Source organism: Psychrobacter sp. Cmf 22.2 (genome assembly GCF_001921745.1).
Taxonomy (GTDB): Bacteria; Pseudomonadota; Gammaproteobacteria; order Pseudomonadales; family Moraxellaceae; genus Psychrobacter.
This window is the reverse complement of record NZ_MRYA01000006.1, coordinates 79,391-98,588: the sequence shown is the minus strand read 5'-3', so window position 1 is coordinate 98,588 and position 19,198 is coordinate 79,391. Positions and strand designations below refer to the sequence as shown.

General features: G+C 38.3%; 16 protein-coding genes. 2 read left to right on the top strand and 14 right to left on the bottom strand.

Going from position 1 to position 19,198, the window contains the following annotated elements; all coding sequences use genetic code 11:
* Nucleotide 1 precedes the first annotated feature (1 nt).
* From BTV98_RS10825 to BTV98_RS10780, 10 genes are all read right to left on the bottom strand, one after another.
* Entirely contained in the window at nucleotides 2–1,132 is a 1,131-nt protein-coding gene (locus BTV98_RS10825; protein WP_058369823.1) for a glycosyltransferase, read from the bottom strand.
* A 205-nt stretch (nucleotides 1,133–1,337) separates the two neighbouring features.
* Nucleotides 1,338–2,372: a RimK family alpha-L-glutamate ligase gene (locus BTV98_RS10820; RefSeq protein WP_075103596.1), complete on the bottom strand. Its 1,035-nt coding sequence runs from the start codon at nucleotides 2,370–2,372 to the stop codon at nucleotides 1,338–1,340.
* A gap of 133 nt (nucleotides 2,373–2,505) precedes the next feature.
* Nucleotides 2,506–3,582 (bottom strand): sugar-transfer associated ATP-grasp domain-containing protein, encoded by a 1,077-nt coding sequence (locus BTV98_RS10815; RefSeq protein WP_058368382.1) that lies wholly within the window; start codon nucleotides 3,580–3,582, stop codon nucleotides 2,506–2,508.
* On the bottom strand, nucleotides 3,572–4,807 hold the full coding sequence (locus BTV98_RS10810) for a flippase (protein ID WP_227511710.1): 1,236 nt from the start codon (nucleotides 4,805–4,807) through the stop codon (nucleotides 3,572–3,574). The genes BTV98_RS10815 and BTV98_RS10810 overlap by 11 nt, the downstream gene beginning before the upstream one ends.
* Nucleotides 4,808–4,840: 33 nt before the next feature.
* Entirely contained in the window at nucleotides 4,841–5,869 is a 1,029-nt protein-coding gene (locus tag BTV98_RS10805) for an NAD-dependent epimerase/dehydratase family protein (protein ID WP_075103595.1), read from the bottom strand.
* Between the two features lie 31 nt (nucleotides 5,870–5,900).
* Complete coding sequence (gene tviB, locus BTV98_RS10800) at nucleotides 5,901–7,178, bottom strand: Vi polysaccharide biosynthesis UDP-N-acetylglucosamine C-6 dehydrogenase TviB (protein ID WP_075103594.1); 1,278 nt, start codon at nucleotides 7,176–7,178, stop codon at nucleotides 5,901–5,903.
* Nucleotides 7,179–7,251: 73 nt separating this feature from the next.
* Entirely contained in the window at nucleotides 7,252–9,213 is a 1,962-nt protein-coding gene (locus tag BTV98_RS10795) for a nucleoside-diphosphate sugar epimerase/dehydratase (protein ID WP_083606192.1), read from the bottom strand.
* A gap of 27 nt (nucleotides 9,214–9,240) precedes the next feature.
* On the bottom strand, nucleotides 9,241–11,448 hold the full coding sequence (locus BTV98_RS10790; RefSeq protein WP_058368380.1) for a polysaccharide biosynthesis tyrosine autokinase: 2,208 nt from the start codon (nucleotides 11,446–11,448) through the stop codon (nucleotides 9,241–9,243).
* A gap of 15 nt (nucleotides 11,449–11,463) precedes the next feature.
* Nucleotides 11,464–11,895: a low molecular weight protein-tyrosine-phosphatase gene (locus BTV98_RS10785; RefSeq protein WP_058368379.1), complete on the bottom strand. Its 432-nt coding sequence runs from the start codon at nucleotides 11,893–11,895 to the stop codon at nucleotides 11,464–11,466.
* A 15-nt stretch (nucleotides 11,896–11,910) separates the two neighbouring features.
* Nucleotides 11,911–13,035, bottom strand: coding sequence for a polysaccharide biosynthesis/export family protein (locus BTV98_RS10780; protein WP_058368378.1), 1,125 nt, complete (start codon nucleotides 13,033–13,035; stop codon nucleotides 11,911–11,913).
* A gap of 545 nt (nucleotides 13,036–13,580) precedes the next feature.
* Between BTV98_RS10780 and rluB the strand changes: the two genes are divergently transcribed.
* Nucleotides 13,581–14,519 carry a 23S rRNA pseudouridine(2605) synthase RluB gene (rluB, locus tag BTV98_RS10775; RefSeq protein ID WP_058368375.1) on the top strand — a complete coding sequence of 313 codons (939 nt, stop codon included), beginning with the start codon at nucleotides 13,581–13,583 and terminating at the stop codon, nucleotides 14,517–14,519.
* Nucleotides 14,520–14,683: 164 nt separating this feature from the next.
* Here rluB and BTV98_RS10770 read toward each other — a convergent pair whose 3' ends face one another.
* The 3 genes from BTV98_RS10770 to BTV98_RS10760 form a co-directional block, all read right to left on the bottom strand.
* A complete protein-coding gene (locus BTV98_RS10770) occupies nucleotides 14,684–15,241 on the bottom strand; it encodes a hypothetical protein (RefSeq protein WP_075103593.1) in 558 nt (185 codons plus the stop codon).
* Between the two features lie 14 nt (nucleotides 15,242–15,255).
* Nucleotides 15,256–15,864 (bottom strand): hypothetical protein, encoded by a 609-nt coding sequence (locus BTV98_RS10765; protein ID WP_256713898.1) that lies wholly within the window; start codon nucleotides 15,862–15,864, stop codon nucleotides 15,256–15,258.
* 154 nt (nucleotides 15,865–16,018) lie between these two features.
* Nucleotides 16,019–16,741 carry a hypothetical protein gene (locus tag BTV98_RS10760; protein WP_075103616.1) on the bottom strand — a complete coding sequence of 241 codons (723 nt, stop codon included), beginning with the start codon at nucleotides 16,739–16,741 and terminating at the stop codon, nucleotides 16,019–16,021.
* A 175-nt stretch (nucleotides 16,742–16,916) separates the two neighbouring features.
* Between BTV98_RS10760 and BTV98_RS10755 the strand changes: the two genes are divergently transcribed.
* Complete coding sequence (locus BTV98_RS10755) at nucleotides 16,917–17,519, top strand: LysE/ArgO family amino acid transporter (protein WP_075103592.1); 603 nt, start codon at nucleotides 16,917–16,919, stop codon at nucleotides 17,517–17,519.
* Between the two features lie 106 nt (nucleotides 17,520–17,625).
* Here BTV98_RS10755 and BTV98_RS10750 read toward each other — a convergent pair whose 3' ends face one another.
* Nucleotides 17,626–19,008 (bottom strand): NAD(P)-binding domain-containing protein, encoded by a 1,383-nt coding sequence (locus BTV98_RS10750; RefSeq protein WP_075103591.1) that lies wholly within the window; start codon nucleotides 19,006–19,008, stop codon nucleotides 17,626–17,628.
* Nucleotides 19,009–19,198: the final 190 nt, after the last annotated feature.

The following is a 19,198-nucleotide window of genomic DNA, read 5'->3' as shown; positions in this document are numbered from 1 at the left end:
ATTAGTTTTTGTCTTTTGAATATAACTCATGAAAATTATTTACAACATTCTTTATAGAGTATTTATCTATAACATTTCTTTTATTTTTATCTGCTTTTTCTATCAAGGCACTTTTTGAATAACTAAGGTAATTCTTTATAGCATGACTAATGCCAACTACATTGTTACTCAGTGCGATAGATTCTTTGTCCAATAAAACACCTACGTCACCAACATCAGCTGCTACACATGTCGTATCTGCTAATATCGCTTCGCCCACTACATTTGGAAACCCTTCAGTTTTTGAATGCAAGCAAAAGATATCCATCGCTTTTAGACACTTAGGCACATCGTCTCTTTGTCCTAATAGTTTAAAATTATCTGCTAAATCATGTTGTGTTATCCAAGACATCAACTCTGTATTTTCTGCGTTGTTGTCCCTTCCTACTAACATAAATTTTAAATCTGGAAAATCTTTTACCAAATTAGCAGCAACGTCTATAAATAATTTTTGGTTTTTAACTAGATTAAACCTTCCTACCGATCCAATAACAGTGTCATCCGCGGATAAACCAATCTCTTTACGAATATTGAGTCCATCTTCCTTTGTAGAAGAGAGGGCTTCTATATCGAAACCATTAGGAATAACCATCATCTTAGATTTGTCATAACCAATACCGATATGGTAATTTTTTGATACATGTGCTGCGCAAACTATGGAATTAGGAACGTAATAAGATAGCTTGGCGCATACTTTACTAAGATAGACCGTTTGCTTTGAAGCACCTTGAGATACATCTGTAGTACGGATACCCCAAATAATATTATCAATACCTACACTTTTTGCAGCTAGACCACCTAAAAAATCAGCATGGTACATCCAAGTTTGTACGACATCAGGTTTGAGTTCTTTAAGTAACTTCTTCAATTTAAAAAAGGTTTTGGGTACTGAAGGAGTAGACGTCATACCCAAACTATATACCTTTATCCCCTGATTTTCTAAATCTGGACCAATAACACCGCTATCCGTTAAAGAAATAACAACATGTTGAAATTTTCCCGTTTTTTGGCTGTGAAGTACCAGACGCTTAAGCATCAGCTCAGCACCTCCTACATTCAATCCAATAATAACGTGTACTATTTTCTTAGGCATTTTTACGTTCCACATAATTTAACAAGTTGTAAGGAAATTTTTCTTTGCTTAGTAATTTTTCTTTTCCAACATAGCCCTTTAAGAACAAGATAAATCTCATATCCATTTCAATATTCTAAAAAATGGTTAATACTGTAAAAACTTTAATTATTCTTATATAAAAATAGTGTTTGAGATATATTATCTTTATCTTCTTCCTACGTTCTTATAAAACTTTCAAACTTTCATTTTTAAATTTCATATTTAAAATATTTTGTAAGGATATCGATTCATTACTTTTTATAAAAAAATTTAGTGCATATGCGAAATTTTCCTCAAGATCTTGATTATTTTTCTCTTTAACCCACTCTCCATTTGTACAAACATATCTACTTGGCGCTTTCAATAAGGTTCCCGGTGAAAAATTAGTGCCTTGAAATTCTATTAAATGACAACCATCAGATGACTGAGCAATATCTAACGAAGCATAAGGATTACTAATTTTATCAAATATACTCTTTGCATAATCCAAGGTTTCTTTTGGAGGCTTTATGTGCTCAAATAGTCCACTACCACTCGCTCTAAAGTCACCCTCTTTAATATTTCTTTTTAAACTATAGTACCTGTCACCAAATACTAAAATTTTAAAATCATTCGCTAAATTAGGTATAAAGTCTTGCTCAACAAACCTATTAAACCCTTTATGCCTGTAGTTGTATATTAAAAACTCTTCAGCTTGTAATCTAATTTTTCGTTGAAATTTTATTACTTTTCTCTTATTCGATACATTGAAATGCTTTTTCTTAATATCTAATAGATCTTTTTCATTCTTTACTAAAAATACACCACTACTACCTGCTCCACTTACTGTTTTCAATACTTTTGGTAATGGTAAGTTAGAGTCATCAATATCAAAGAAGTAGTTTCCTTTTAAATCACCAAAACCTAATTCAGTTCTATACAACTCCTGAAATCCTTTATTTTCGTGACTCATAAGTATATCGTAACTCGGTATGATTCTACATTTTTTATTAATGAAATACATGACATCTCTTAGATATAGTCTAATATTCTCCTCATCACTAGAAGTGTAAAAAACTATATCCGTTTTATCAAAGTCAATATGCATAAGGTCATTGATAGTTATAATCTCACTATCAAAATTCAAAAGACTTGACACCTTATTGACATCTAGACTCTGCCAACTTTGACCAGTACTACCAAAAAATCCATTAGGTAGTGTAGCGATATATACCTTCATAATCTTAAGCCTCTACAATTAACATTTCCATTTTTTACCTAAAAATAATATAACTTTATCTATGAAAGTATATTTTTTAACTATATATTGTGAATTTGATGTCATTATTAGATAAAACATTAGTAAAAATATATCATCTTCTAGACTTAATTAAATCACTGATAATTTCATCAGTATATTCACCTAAGAATGACTCCCCTGCGTTTTGTGGGATTCTTATAGTTTGACCAAACAAATTTATCTCTATACATCGCCATTTATCAGTAGAGTCTAGGGCCATATCAAGACTGATTATACGAGCACCTATAACAGATCTAGCAATATTTTTACTGGCTTCAACCAAGTCTTGGTATAGTGGGAATTTCTTCCCTTCAAACACAAAACCTGAATTAGGATGACTTAAATATTTTGTTTCATCTATATCGGTTGCATACTTATTCAGTATTCCATTGAGTTTTATACTGCAGACAATTCCGCCATCAGATACATTATCCAAGCTTCCATCTTTTCCCATACGTATACCGGAATTGAGCATATGTACTACATTATCTTTATCTTTATATAAACTTACACGAACAGTATTTATACTATCTTTATTAAAAGCATTGATTAGTTCAGACTGTTCTATCTTTTCTTGGACTACTAAGTTAGGATGTTGTTTTATAATTTCTTTAATATCTTCCTTGCTATCAACAAAGTAAACATCCTTACCACCATAACTGTCTTTATTAGGCTTAATCACAATAGGAAAGTCAGTATCATCAATCTCTTTGTCAATAAACGCTTCAATATCATCTATAGCTTTGAATTCATACGTATAATAACTACCATCTAGCTTATGAAAGAAGTCTTTTGGGAAAATACCTCTACCAAACCATTTGTTATATACGCTTTTATGCGCTAGAAACCCAACATTTCTTTCATTATTTAAGAATCTTTCAAGATATAAGCTATAAAACTCTTCAGGAATAATACGCTTATTGAAGGATCCAGATAATGATTTTGATATCTCTACTGTCTTGAAGTTAATAACTGGAGATACAGCTTTCCAATAATTACGGTATTCCGTCTTCTCATCTTTTGTTAGACTTACTTTTTGGAAGCCGGGAGAGTTATATATTGATTTATGAAGCCTATGAAATGCAGAATATGCTGACAAAAACCTCCAACTCCGAACAATTTTATTTTTTACAATTTTTTTAGCTTTCATGCTTTACGCCCTCGTTTATTTTTTTGAAATAGAAGTAGGATCCAGATCCTAAAATTAATTGACCTATAAATATATTAGTAGCTCCCCCCAATAGTCCAAACTTATAAATAAGCGGGAACGATAATATAAATCCTATTGTTGATGCTATTATTGTAATTCTCATTACTATCTTATCGTAACCTCTTGAGATTAGATAGTTAGTAGAGTAAACACTGTAGAAAACAATAGCTAAAAACCCAGCAATGAGAATATAAAAGACTTCTGAGTCAAAACTATACTTTATACCAATAATATCAAAAATATACTGATGTACTACTAATAAGAAAACTGAAATAGCTGCTATCAAAATTAAATAATACTTGCTAAAGATGTCAAACTTTTCTTTATACCTAATTAAGTATGGAAAAGCCACACCTGATACCACAGAATTAAAGACAGTCAATAACTGTACAACTTGTCTTGTAGCACCAAAATAACCTGCAGATGCCTTACCCAATATCATTCCTACAAGAAAATTGGTAGTATTGTTAAAAAGATTCGGAACGAATTGATTTATAAATAATGGGAAACCAATCCTTAATGTCTTTTTAACTCTTTTAATGCCTACAAAAATTAACTTTAAATTGAATTTACTTATTATTATATAATGTGAAATTAATGATACTATAATATAGCTTATCCCTAATAAGAATGGATATATCCAATAGTCTTGTGGAGCTTTGATCAATATAAAAACTCCTATAGTGAATGAAAGCTTAACTATAAGATTTAAAACCGTTATATAACCCATTCTTTCAACACCCCGAAAAAACCATTCAGGGAATAAGGTTTGACCTATAAGCATCAAACACATCAATAGATATACGAGTAAATCCTCTTTAAACTGTGGTACAAGCAGAATTATCGGTACTAACACAGCTAAAGAGAACAACAGTAAGTACATTTTAGTAATAATTGTTTTACTGTAAATAAAACTTAGTTGTCTCTTATTGGCTCGATGCCTTGCAATTTCTCGTGTCGCTGATAGATTAAAACCATAGTCTGTCACTGCTTGAAAATAAGCCATTAATGACAGTGCTAATACGATCGCTCCATATTGTTGTATCCCTAATACCTTAATTAAATAAGGCAAAGTAACGAAGGGTAATACAGCATTAACAAGCTTTAAAACTGCTAGTGAAAAAAAGTTTTTTAGCAGTTGGCTAGTATCTTTATTACGTAGCATGGTGCGAACTTTACTAATCATAAAACTCAACTATTAATTTGCTAACGACTTAACGTACCAAGGCATGGCTTTATCAATACCTTGACTAATATCAAACTGAGGCTTATATCCTAATAAGTTTTTTGCTTTAGTCACATCTGCTTGAGAATGTCTTACATCACCCTCCCTAAAGTCTCGATATACAGGCTCTTTATCATACTTCACATCATTTCCTGCTAATGCTGACTTAATGGAGTTGAACAAATCATTTAGCGTCGTTCTATCACCTACTGCTACGTTGTAGACTTGATTCTTGGCTTCAGTATTGGTAGATGTTGCTGCTAGTATATTCGCTTGTACGGTATTGTCGATATAACAAAAATCACGGCTGGTTTCGCCGTCACCGTTGATATAGACTTCATCATTAGCAATCATTGCAGCTGTCCACTTTGGAATGACCGCAGCGTAAGCACCGTCTGGATCTTGACGTCTGCCAAACACATTAAAATAGCGTAAACCGACAGACTTAAAACCGTAACTGCGTGCAAACACTTCTGCGTACAACTCGTTAACGTATTTGGTCACTGCGTACGGAGATAGTGGCTTACCAATAGCGTCCTCTACTTTAGGTAATGCAGGATGATCGCCATACGTTGAACTACTTGCAGCATAAGTAAAGCTTGAAACCTCTGCATCACGCGCTGCAACTAACATATTTAAAAATCCTGAAATGTTAGTCTCATTAGTGGCAATAGGGTCTGCAAGAGAGCGAGGAACAGAGCCTAGTGCAGCTTGGTGCAATACGTAGTCCGCACCTTCACAAGCCTTATGGCAGTCATCTACTTTTCTGATATCGCCTTCAATAAAGCGAAAACGTTGCCATTGCTCTGCAGATACTAATGACTGTACTTCATCTAGGTTTTTTTGATGGCCTGTTGCAAAGTTATCCAAGCCTACTACGGTTTGATCCAGCTTTAATAAGGTCTCAAGTAAGTTTGAGCCAATAAAACCTGCCACGCCAGTAACCAACCATTGCTTTGGATTACTTGCTAGTTCTTGTGTTGTTTGTTCATATTGCGTCATGGTACTTCCTTATTATCTATATATCTTGTATTTACAGACGAATATCAGTTTCATCTTTTGCAAATACGTATTTTAAGTCATATAGCACATGTTTTTCTTTACCTAACTCTCTGATACTGCTGACGCCCATATCGGTAAACTCTGAGTGAGCAACTGCTAGAATAATACCGTCATAGTCTCCTGCTTGAGGCTCACTAACTGGTGTGATGCCATATTCACGCTGAGCTTCTTCTTTATCTACCCAAGGATCGTAAATATCGACTTCGATGTTATATTCTTTTAACTCATGAACAATATCGATAACTTTGGTGTTACGTACATCAGGACAGTTCTCTTTAAAACTTAGTCCAAGTATAAGTACCTTTGCACCCTCTACTTGAATACGTTTTTTGATCATATTTTTGATGAGCTGAGTCGTAACATACTCTCCCATACCATCGTTAAGACGACGACCAGCCAAAATGATCTCAGGGTTATAACCGATAGCCTGTGCTTTATGCGTTAGATAGTAAGGATCAACACCGATACAATGCCCACCAACCAGACCTGGACGGAACGGTAAAAAGTTCCATTTAGTACCTGCTGCAGTAAGTACCGCTTCGGTATCGATGTCCATCTTGTTAAAAATGACGGCCAACTCGTTAATCAGAGCAATGTTTACATCTCTTTGAGTGTTTTCAATAACCTTTGCTGCCTCTGCAACCTTAATACTCGCAGCTTTATGAGTACCGGCGATAATAATTAGGTTGTATACATCATCTACAAAATCTGCTATTTCAGGTGTAGAGCCTGCAGTGACTTTTAAAATATTGACAACTCTGTGCTCTTTGTCACCGGGATTGATACGTTCAGGACTGTAACCTGCATAAAAGTCTTGGTTAAATACCAAGCCAGACACGTCTTCAAGGACAGGGATACATACTTCTTCTGTTGCCCCTGGATAAACGGTAGACTCATAAACAACGATATCGTCTTTTTTGATAATGCTACCTATCGCTGTTGAAGCTTTGATTAAAGGTGTCAAATCAGGTTGTTTAAAATCATCAATAGGCGTCGGTACGGTAACGATAAAAAAGTTACAGTCCTTGAGCGCTTGAATATCTGAGGTATAGCTCAGATGTGTCGCTTGCGCTAGTTCTTTATCACTCACCTCTAGTGTATGGTCTGTACCTGATTGCAAGTCTGCAATACGATTTGCATTGATATCAAAGCCTATGACAGGGACTTTTTTACCAAACTCAACTGCTAGAGGTAGACCCACATAACCTAGGCCAATAACTGCTATCTTTATATCTTTGATGTTTCTCATAACGTTCCTTACTAGATAAGTTTATAAAATAGTTTTGATCATTTAGCGTAATGGTTGTTTTATTTGAGAAGGTTTATGAAGGCGCTGAACCTTCGTGATATCCCTCTACAAAATATTTGAACTCTTCTTTTAGCCATTCCACATCATGTGGCTGCGATCTACGGGTTAATTGAGACAGCATATTTTCGATATCCATTAGCGGGAAGCTTTGCTCCATCGCCTGTCGAATCAAGGGATGCTGAGTAGGCTCTACATTGTCATCACCGATGATAAGCTCTTCGTAGAGTTTTTCTCCAGGTCTGAGTCCGCTGACGACAATCTCCATATCTCCATCTGGGTTATTTTTATCTTTAAGCTTACAACCTGTTAGATAAATCATACGTTTAGCAAGATCTACGATTTTTACAGGCTCTCCCATATCTAATACGAATACTTCACCACCTGTCGCCATCGCGCCCGCTTGAATCACCAAACTTGCCGCTTCTGGAATAGTCATAAAGTAACGGGTTACATCTGGGTGAGTCACTGTAATCGGACCGCCCTGCTCAATTTGTTTGGTAAATAATGGAATGACCGACCCTGAAGAACCAAGTACATTTCCAAAGCGCACCATGCTAAAGCAGGTTTTACTATTAACTTGACTCAGGCCTTGACATACAAGCTCAGCCAAACGTTTAGATGCACCCATGACATTGGTAGGTCTGACAGCTTTATCAGTAGAGATAAGTACAAAGGTCTCAACTTTGGCTTGCAGGGCTGCATAAGCGCAGTGATAAGTTCCTTTAGCATTATTGATGACACCCTCAAAAGGATTATGCTCAACAATAGGTACATGCTTATATGCCGCGGCGTGATATACCGTATGAATCTTATATTTCTTAAAGACCCTAATAAGCTTATCTTCGTTGGTCACATTGCCAATCATGGCAATGATTTGAATATCACTATAATCAGGGTTGAGCGTTTGCTGGTTTTTGAGCTCTTGATGAATACTATATAAAGCGTATTCAGACAATTCATAAAGAATGAGACACTGAGGTTTGTTTTTGATTATTTGCCGGCATAGCTCACTACCAATAGATCCACCAGCACCAGTAACCAATATGTTTTTACCTGATATATTTTTGCTCAATAGAACAGCGTCAGGCTCAACGGTTTGTCTGTCTAGTACATCCAAAATATCGACAGGACGCATCGTGCTTACGGTCACTTGTCCAGCAGCAATCTCATGTAAGCTTGGCAGCTGTTTAATCTTGACCGATACTTCTGCAAACTCTTCAATAATCTGTCTGCGACGCGCGCGACTAATAGAAGGCATGGCCAAAAATACTTGTGAGACCTCTAGCTTATCTACCAACTCTACTGTTTCAGCAGCGTCATGAATCTTCTTACCCAATAAGTAACCACCAGCCAGCTGTTGATTGTCATCGACAAAAGCGACCGTACGGTATTTATTTGAGCGCTCTAACGCATCGAACAACTCTCTACCTGCTGCACCTGCTCCATAAATGATAACGTTCTCTTGAGTTTCTTTATCGCTAAGGCGGTTAGGCTGACCACCATTACTACGCTCTAGTAACTCTCGTATACTTAAGCGACTGCCCCACAACCAAACAAAAAATAAGAATAGGTATAAGATAGGAACTGAACGCGGTATATCAGTTAAGATATCGAAGAAATTCATCACTTCATACGCAATAATCAGTACTATAAATAACTGTAATACATTGCGCATGACTCTATCAGAGAAGATACGGGCAACACCCCTGTAAAAGCCTATGAAATAAAGGCCAACAACAGGCGGTAGGGCATATAAAAACAGTGCTAAAGGACTCAGATGGTTAGCAATATCGCCATACCGTAAGGCCAAGGCAAAGAATAAACAGACCATTGACATCACAATATCTGTGGTCAGAAAGACCCCACGCTTTGCAACACGTGGCATCTCTAACAATCGCTGGGCAGTACTATATAACCGATTACCAGTGTTGTTATTTGCAGAATACGTTTTATTAAGCTCTGGCTTCATAGACATAATACTCAACTGGTTGTGTTATCGATATTATTGGGCGTTACCGTAAGTGTAAGTATAGTGATAGCTATTCTTACTCAAGATACCTTGCTGCAGATCATTGATAATGATGCCATCTACCTCGATATTTGCTTTATTCATCTGCTTGACAGCGTAATTCAACTGACCTTCTAGCGAATCGTTGTGACGAGTTACCATTACTACTTGATCAGCATATTTAGAAAGTATGACGGCATCTGTGGCTGCGAGCACAGGTGGTGTGTCAATAATGATGTAATCATAATGAGCCGCCAGTTCGTTCATCAAACCACCAAACTTCTCACTGGCTAGCATTGAAGATGGGTTACGAGCATTGTGACCACGTGGAATAAAATCAAGATTGTCTATATTAGTAGGATGAGTGATGCTCACCGCTGTACTTTGCTCTTCTGTAAAGAAGTCTGTAAGACCTGTGTCTTGTTCCATATTGAACACGTTATGAAGACTACCAAGGCGCATGTCTGCATCTATGACCAGAACCTTTTTGTTCAATTGGGCAAAGACTTCTGCTAAATTTGCAACGATAAAAGACTTACCAACGTTTGGACTCTCGCCTGTGACAACGATGACACGGCTGCGTTGATTGGACTTGGCGATGCTTGGCATACCAAACATTAGATAGGTTCTTAGACTTTTTATGGCTTCATAAGTTGCACTATTATGATCAGAGTAAGACAATAATCTGTTAGTCACGCGCTTGTTTTTGCCTAGACGGTTTAGTGCTTTTGAGCGCGGCACTGTTGCTATCACTGGAACACCCGTATTAGACTCGACCATTTCAGGATCTCGAACCACGTTACGCATTGCACTTCTAAGTAGTACTATCAGGGCACCTAATATCGCGCCTAATACAGTAGCTAACAAAATCACTAACTTATCTTTTGGTGCGATAGCGTTATAAGTACTAACAGGCAAGTCAACAATGCGTGCATAACCGATCTGACCTGCTTTGACGATTTTTAGTTGCTCATAGTTTGTGAGCATAGTGAGATAAATCTCTCTATTGATATCGACATCTTCTGATAACTTTAAAAACTCTCTTTGAATCTCAGGCAAGCCTGCAACCGTATTGTTGATCTCTTGCTTTCTGTTGTTTAATACTCTCAATTGATCGTTGATCTGAACAACCAATGGATGCTCATCAGTGTAATAAGTAGATAGTTCTGCTTGTTGAAGCTTTAGATCACTCAACTGACCATCGATTCGAGATTCTTCAGCTAACAATAGCTGGGCTTCTTGAGCAACATCGATAGTACCGTATCTTTTACGAAACTCGTTAAACGCTGCTTCAGACTCTTCAAGCTTTTGCTTTAGGACAGGAATTTGTGTTTCCATGAAATCGAGCGTTTTGGTGGTTTCTTCAGAGCTACGAGCCTTATTTTGATTAACATAAGACATGACGATTTCATTTAGAATCAAGGTCGTTTGTTGCTGGTTTGGTCCGGTCAAAGACAACTGAATAAGACCAGTCATATTGCCTGTTTCTTCAACTGTCAAATTACCGTTTATGGCATCTGTTGTGATTTTTAACGATTGCTTAGTGATACCAATAGGCTGACCATTGGAGGGTAGGTCTTCTACCGTAATTTCAATTGGACCTTTTGTGCCTTTAAATTGATGTGGCTGATTAAGCTGGCCTTTAAAAGTATCTACGCCACTACTTAATACAAAACCCGTATCGGATCTGCTTAGAGTAAAACCTTGATCTAGGTATTCTTCTGATACATCAAACTGACTGACTGTTACTTCGCCACTTTCAGTCTGTAATGACACTCCCTCTTCAGAATGCACAGGCGTGTTGATTCGATCCTCTACTATTCTATCTATCGCGTTAATCTCAGGATTTTTTAGGCGAATCTGTAAGTGCAATGAATCAACGACTGGTTTTAATACCATTCGTGATTTTATTAATTGAGCTTCTTCTTGAGACTGACTAATCCCAGAGCCAACCAAGTTAGAGATGTTTTCACCCAGTGCTGAGACACCTTGCGGATTGGCATCAATTTGTACCAAGGCATCTGATTGGAACGTTGGATTGACGTAGCGGGTATATAATATTCCTGCTATTAACCCCAACAGAGTGAAAAAAAGCAAGGTTTTCCAGCCACGTAACAACGACCCAAGTAGGCTTGAGAGATCGATTTCTTTATTATCTCGATCACTGCCAGATGTTGATAATTTCTGTGAGTCTGTATTCATATTTATATCCGCTACTTAAATGATTTTTTCATTCCATTGCTCGAGACTATCAATAATATTGCTCTTAGCAATCTCAAACACCGATGTAGGTAACCCATAAGGGTCTTCAATATCTTTACCGATCCAATGACCAATTCGAAACGTTTTGCCTCGGCAATGTGGCCACTTGTCTTCAATCCACTTGGTTTGACTGGTTGACATTGTCAAAATCAAATCTGCCTGTCGTACTAAGTCTTCGCTAATCTGTTTGGCAATATGTGATTCAATATCTGTATCGTCAGTGGCCATTACTTCAATTGCTTTGGTGTCAGCAGGGTAACCTACCAATGCTGACACGCCAGCGGAATCGATATGCTTTTGTGGATAGCGCTTGGCTAGCATCGCAGCTGCCATTGGACTACGGCATATATTGCCTACACAAACGATTAAAATATTATCAAATGCCATAATCGACGCTTTTATCTATAAACCTGAAATTAGGTTTGCCGCAGAAGTCGATGGTAATAAGGCACTAATCACACGGTTCCAGCGTGTGAGACCCGTTGGATCGACATAAACGATGTCGTTAGGCTGCATCTCAAAACGATTGGCCAAGGCAAAGCTTGTGATAGTCTGCATATCGACATAATAAATGTTGGTATATTGCGCTTCTTTATTATCACGAACGATGTAGATCTTGGCAGCATCAGCAGTACTAGCATTGAGTCCTCTTGACTCTCCTAATACACTAGATAAGCTCAGTCCTTGCTCAAGGATTGGTATAGGCTCGATTTGTCCAAACTCACCCAAAACAAATACCCTATTACGGCTCTGGCTGTTGACGTGTATAGAATCACCATCTTGTAAGTATATTTGGTTGGCTGATGAACCCATTTCACGTAATGACTGTAGACCTAGCTCGTAGCTCTTCCCATTGCGATTCAATATAATATTGTTTGAGTCACCAGTTTCAGTTGCTCCTCCCGCCATAGAGATCGCTCCATAAAGCGTCACAGGGGCATCTTCAATATTAAACTCACCAGGTTGTCTGACTGCACCATCAATAAAGAACTTATTACCACGGTAATTGATGACTTTTACTTGTGGATCTGCATACTTAAGATACTTCTGCAATCTTGCGCGTAAGTTGTTCGTAAATTGCGGCACACTCAAACCACTTGCTTTAATACGACCTATCATAGGAAACTGTATAAAGCCTTGTTGATCTACAGGAAAACCTGAAGCATAAGGATTAGAGCTTCCGGCTGACGATGCAGATGCAATATCTGGATAACCAACCAGCTCTATACTTAAAATATCGCCATCAGCAATACGGTAATTGACTGGATTAGAGGATTGAATCAGACGTGTCACATCATCATTACGCACAGCCACTTGCTTAGGTGGTAGCGTGGCCAGATTTAACGGCTGAACATTAAATCGAATACCGTTCTCTGCTACAAAAGTACCATTAGGGGGTAAATCTCCAGACTGCAAACCTGCGTTGATAGTGGTCGCACAACCAGTGAGAAACACAACAGCTGATAAACATAATGCGTTCAACAACTTTGAAGAGTTTTGCGTAGGGGTAAAATGCTTATTGACCATAATGTCTACTCAACCTTATATCCTTCAAAACGAGTATATTAATTACATATATTCGCAAAAACGGATTAAAAAAATACATATATTCGAAATAGCGGATTAATTACCGATGAATATACACTTAAATCAAATACAACGCAATATTCTATAAACTTTTGTAATGGAAGAATACTCACATGATGGGCAATTCACAACATTAAAGGTTTCTTTTCTTACAACTTATATAGTAACAACCGACATAACTTAAGAGAAATAGAAATATCGACCAATAGCATGAACGGTGTTAATATCACTTTTAACGGTTTAAACCATAAAAGATTATCTGCAAAAATTAATCAATAAAATATGAACGCAGTATTTAAGGTATGAATGATTGTCAATAAAAAACTTTTAATAACAACCTGAACCATACAAAAATGTTTAAAAAAACTGTAAATCAAGTAATTTATGCGCTAAACATTTTAAAATAGCGTAGAATATACGTTAAAACTCACTCAATGATGTTGATACATTGCGAAATGTAACCTAACCGACTCAAGGACATGATTATGAAAGATGAAAAACTGCAAAAAGCACTCGCCCGTATGGGACTTGGCTCACGTCGTCAGATGGAAGAAGTCATCAAATCTGGGCGAGTAACTGTCAATAATGGACCTGCAACGATTGGTGATCGCGTCGAGCAAGGTGATGAGATTCGCGTTGATGGTCGCCAAATTAAATATACAGCCGAAAACGAGAAGCGTCGCCGAGTGATAGCTTATTATAAGCCTGAAGGTGAAGTTTGCTCTGCTAAAGATCCAGAAGGTCGACCAACGGTTTTTGAACGCTTACCAAAGCTGACTCACGATCGCTGGGTGATGGTTGGACGCCTTGATATCAATTCAACTGGGTTGTTACTATTTACCAATGATGGTGAGATGGCACATCGCTTGATGCATCCCTCTAACGAAGTGACTCGCGAATATGCGGTACGTGTACTGGGTGAAGTGACCTCTGATATTGCGCGCACTCTTACCGCTGGTGTCATGTTAGAAGATGGTATGGCACAGTTTGAAGATATTAAAGAAGGCGGCGGTGAAGGCGTCAATAAATGGTATCACGTCAAGCTAAAAGAAGGGCGCAACCGCGAAGTACGTCGTCTGTTTGAGTCACAAGGTCTCAAAGTCAGTCGTTTACTACGTACCCGCTACGGTACGATCTCACTACCAAAAGAGTTACGTACTGGACGTTTTTTAGAGCTCGACAAAAAAGACATCAATACGTTAACAGACCTAGTAAGTCTACGCCCGCGTTATGGTACTGGTTTGCACGGCGCCGCTAAAGAGAAGCAAGAGCGCATTAAGAGTAAGCCACTAAAAGCGCGTCGTAGTGATAATCGCAATGACAGTCGCGGTAACAGCACAAAACCTAAGAGCAGCGGCAGTCCTGCAAGTCGTGGTACGCGTAATACTCGAGATCGTAGTAACAATAATAGCAATAAACGTTGATTTAAATGTTGTTCGAAGCTTTGTTTAATACAGCTTATATTAATAAATACTGAATAAATAAAACTTTGAAAATTTAGTGTGAAACAGCAAAAAGCTGCCAATGAAGTATGATCATTGGCAGCTTTTTTTATATAACTTTTGCGATAATATTACCAAAGCAAAAGTTAGCTGTCATGACTATCGATATAGTTTTTCATGACTTGTAACTCTTGCAAGTGCTGCAGTTGCATTTGCGCTAATAGCTCATCTAAGCGCTGTTCGATATTATTCAATACCTGTTGCAATAATTCATCAGCTTCTATGTTTTTTTGGTTATCCATCTGCTTGGCATTTGTACGAACGCTCGCTAGGTGATAACGACTGGCCAGCATTTCAGGCAAGCGAGTATGCAGCATTTTGTCTACTACAAACTGCGGCTCTGTTACCGCTGATGTTTTATTTTGATCTGATAACGCTTTTTGATAATCATAATAGCTACTTACTTTTTCATCAATACGTTGCAATTGACGTAACTGATGATCTGGCAAAACCTGCAAATGTTTTTTATTCAAATTTAGCTGTTGCCAATTTATCGTAGATAATGATAATGGTGCGTTATAATCATGATACCTGAGCACGCCCGGCGTAATGCCAACCGCTTTATGAAACGCTTGCCAGCCTTTTTTGCCCAAATAAATAGTAGTAATCGTGGTCACAATGCCAACACCTATCAGCACACTCATATACCCTTACTCTTCTAGCTTTGGTTTTTGTTGATACTAACGTCTTTATCATCGTCTATTTGTAAGCTCTGAGCATTAGAGGCAGCGCCATCAAAACGCTGCTGCAAATAACGATTGGTTGCAAGTAGCTTTTGACCATCTTGGTGATATGAGGCATTGAGCAAATCATCAAACTGTGTATTGATAGTGCTCAGCACCTCAAGCAGCGCTTCTTTGCCAGTGACATTAGAATGCTTGATTTTGGTGTTATCAGCGCGCTCATCGTCTAAGTCATGCAGACGGCGATAATCAGCTACCGCTTCTGGAATATGCTTGTCCATCAAATTTTGGATCATGACATAGGTCTCTGTGACCGTATCTGTGTCATCAATTTTGCCATCATTATTGGTATCCCCATAGATAGCACGCAGTTTTTCGCCCTTTTGATTAATCTGAGCAAGCGCTGTCTTGACGTCAATAGGCAAGCTTTTTTCGGGGATATAACCCAGTTGCGGCATTGCTTCATATTCTAGCATTTTAGGGGCGGTTACTTTTTTGATGCCACGATACCCCAAATATAATCCTGCTGCTGGTAGCAACCCATACAAAACAAACATCACTAACATTGCAGTTACTTGGGTCATTAGATTGTCCTCGTCATTTGACAGAATTATTTGGCAAACTCTTATTATTTTAAATAAACATTTAACAAAAAAATAAGGCTATATTAAAGCCTTATATTGTTATGCATCAAATACATTATCTTTATTATTACTAACTTACTTTATGTTGGTAACGTCAGCTTTGGGTGCGGCTTTTTACGTAGCGATGGGTTGAGGCAAGACGATCCATAACCGTTTGATGCAACTCATCCAATAACTCATCAAGCTCGTAATCAATCTCCAAAAACAAATCTGTCAACATATCGCCTGCCGTCATTTTTCCTTGTACCATATTATTCTTAGTACGGTGCGGGCTAAAACGTTGAAGTTGCTCATAATGATGCAATGCCTCTGGAATACTCTCAGATATAAGTTTATCAATGACAAATTGACGTTCGTTGTGCTGCTGTTGTTGCTGCTCATTGAGCTCACTACTCCACTCACGGTAGCGCTTAAGCTTACCGTTGATTCGGTCTAGTATTGCAACAGCCTCAATCGGCATCGCATTTAGGGTGGCTTCATCGACCACATCAACAAGCTCAGTCATAATCGGACAGCTTCCATGTTTTAGATACCATAACGTATCTGGGTCAAAAGGGGGTCTATTCGCCGGGCGCATCTGGGAGCGATTGGACAAATAACGATCAGTTAACGGTGTTGGCGTTTGAATATCATTAACTTGTGCCAGCGCCGCACAGATACGATCTGCACGATCAGGCGGGGTCAATATAGAATGCTCACTACTGCTTTGATCGCTGGCCTTAGTCGTATCTAACTCAGGACTGCCCGCTGTCTGTTGGACATTTTGAGCCGCGAGTGTTGGCAAGTCATCTTGAGCTTGGCCAAATGATTGTAGCATTCTTGTCAGACTTACGACCATGACGTACTGTGCCCCTCATTCCTTGCAGTCAGATTGTGTTTATCTTGTATTGCATAGATTAAATCAATAGCGTATCTTAACAGCTTTTTAGAGCGCCGCCAGTACGCAAAATGTCAATATTCCTACACCTCAAAACATGAATCACTATCATATTATGAATGCTCCCGATTATATCTCTGGCTTCTTACTTGGTTTATCCCTCATTATAGCCATCGGTTCACAAAATGCTTTTGTCTTAAAGCAAGGTCTTAAACGCGAGCATATATTTTTCGTCTGCCTGTTTTGTGCCCTCAGTGATGCAATATTGATATCTGCTGGCGTTGGCGGTTTTGGTGCAGTCACGGCACGCTATCCAAAAGTGGTCGATATTGCCAAAGTCGCTGGTGTTATATTTTTGATAGGATATGGGTTACAAAGCTTGTATGCCAGTGTGCGCCTATCACATGCTCTTGATGTCGATGGACAAGTGGTCACCAGTCTAAAGAAGGCGCTACTCCTCTGCTTTGGCTTTACTTGGCTCAATCCACACGTCTATCTAGATACATTGGTGCTAGTTGGGATGGTTTCAACAGGAGCAAGCAGTAAAGTTGTATTTGCAGCTGGGGCAGTCAGTGCCTCGTTCTTTTTCTTTTTTACACTAGGCTATGGCGCACGATTACTCAGACCCTTATTTGCCAAACCAAAAGCGTGGAATATACTAGATGCTTTAGTCGGCATACTGATGCTGTATTTGGCTTGGCATCTATATCAAAGTTAAACCAGGGAGTAAATACAATTATCAATTAAGGCTGCAAAAACGAAAAAACCAAACACATTCATTGAATATGCTTGGTTAATAATGATAACGATTTATAATTTACGGTTTATGATGCCTTTTTACGTTTTTTAGGCTGAACAAAGCTTAAGTTCAAAAAGTGCTCTAATGAGTCATCAAGAACATCTAACCAAGGCTCTGGCAATTCAGGTGCTAGTGTACCTGTCAAAGTAGAACGATAAGCCTTTTCTCTAAAGGTCATGATGCCGTCTTTTTTGTGCTCTTGCCATTCTTTTAGGATCTCGCCTTGCTTCTCTACTGCAAACTCAGGATAGTCAGTCGCATCGGTTAAGTCGCGAATATATGCGGCTTGGAAATCAATGGAATCATCAACCGTTACGGATTTATCATAAGTAGCGAGCCATTTTTGCTCATCTGCTTGCCGTGTCGCCAAGTCAGGCAATTCAATATTGCCCATCATTACATCACGTGCATACCATGCTTGGGCATCAAACATATTAAAGGTAAAGTATTGATCCTGCATTCCTAGATAGATAAGCTTGGGGTTAGGCTGCCAAAAGATACCCTTATACAAGTTGGCTGGATATAGGCAGTTGTGTGTTTGTAGACGCAGCTCATCAGGCAAGAATGGGAAATGAAATAGGTAGCCGGTACACATAATGATAGCATCAAATTGTTGACTGGTACCATCTGCAAAATGCGCCACATCATCTTCGAAATGCGTCACTAACGGTACTTCTTTAATACCGTTTGGCCAGTCATAACCAAGTGCTTGCGTGCGATAGCTGATGGTGACTGATTTGGTACCGTACTTATAGCACTGCGTGCCAATATCTTCAGCAGAATAGCTACTGCCAATCAGTAAGATATCTTCGTCTTTAAACTCTAATGCATCGCGAAAATCATGAGCATGCAAAATACGACCTGGGAAAGTCTCTAAACCTGTAAAATACGGCATATTTGGCGTTGAAAAATGACCCGTCGCAACCACGACATAATCAAACTCTTCAACTTCTTGTTCATTGGTTTTATGGTTCATCACCGTCACGGTGAATTTTTGCGTGTCATCGTCAAAAGCCACCCAACGTACTGGGCATTCAAAACGAATATACTTTTGAATATCTTGCTTATCAATACGGCCCATGATGTAGTCTTTTAGGACTTCACGTGGAGGATATGAGGGTATAGGCTCACCAAAGTGCTCATCAAAAGAGTAATCTGCAAACTCTAAGCACTCTTTTGGACCATTTGACCATAGATAGCGGTACATACTACCGTGTACAGGTTCACCGTTTCTATCCAAACCTGTACGCCAGCTATAATTCCACATACCGCCAATAGCGTTTTGTTTCTCATAACAAACTATTTCAGGTAAGTCTTTTACACCTGCTAAGCGAGCCGCTTCAAAGGCACGTAGCTGTGCTAAACCGCTTGGACCTGCACCCAAAATAGCAATTCTGTTCTTACTCAAGATCAACTCCTGCTAAAAATAGTGGACAATTACTATAACACAAAATTATCAATGGTGTTTAGGAGCACTGCTAGTTGGTTATTAATGAGCAAAACCAGAACTTAAGGCGTTGTTAAACAAAACAGGATTTCTACTATTTTTAGTGCAAGAGTATACGAATACGATGGTTTTTGAGTAGAAGTAAAAGGTT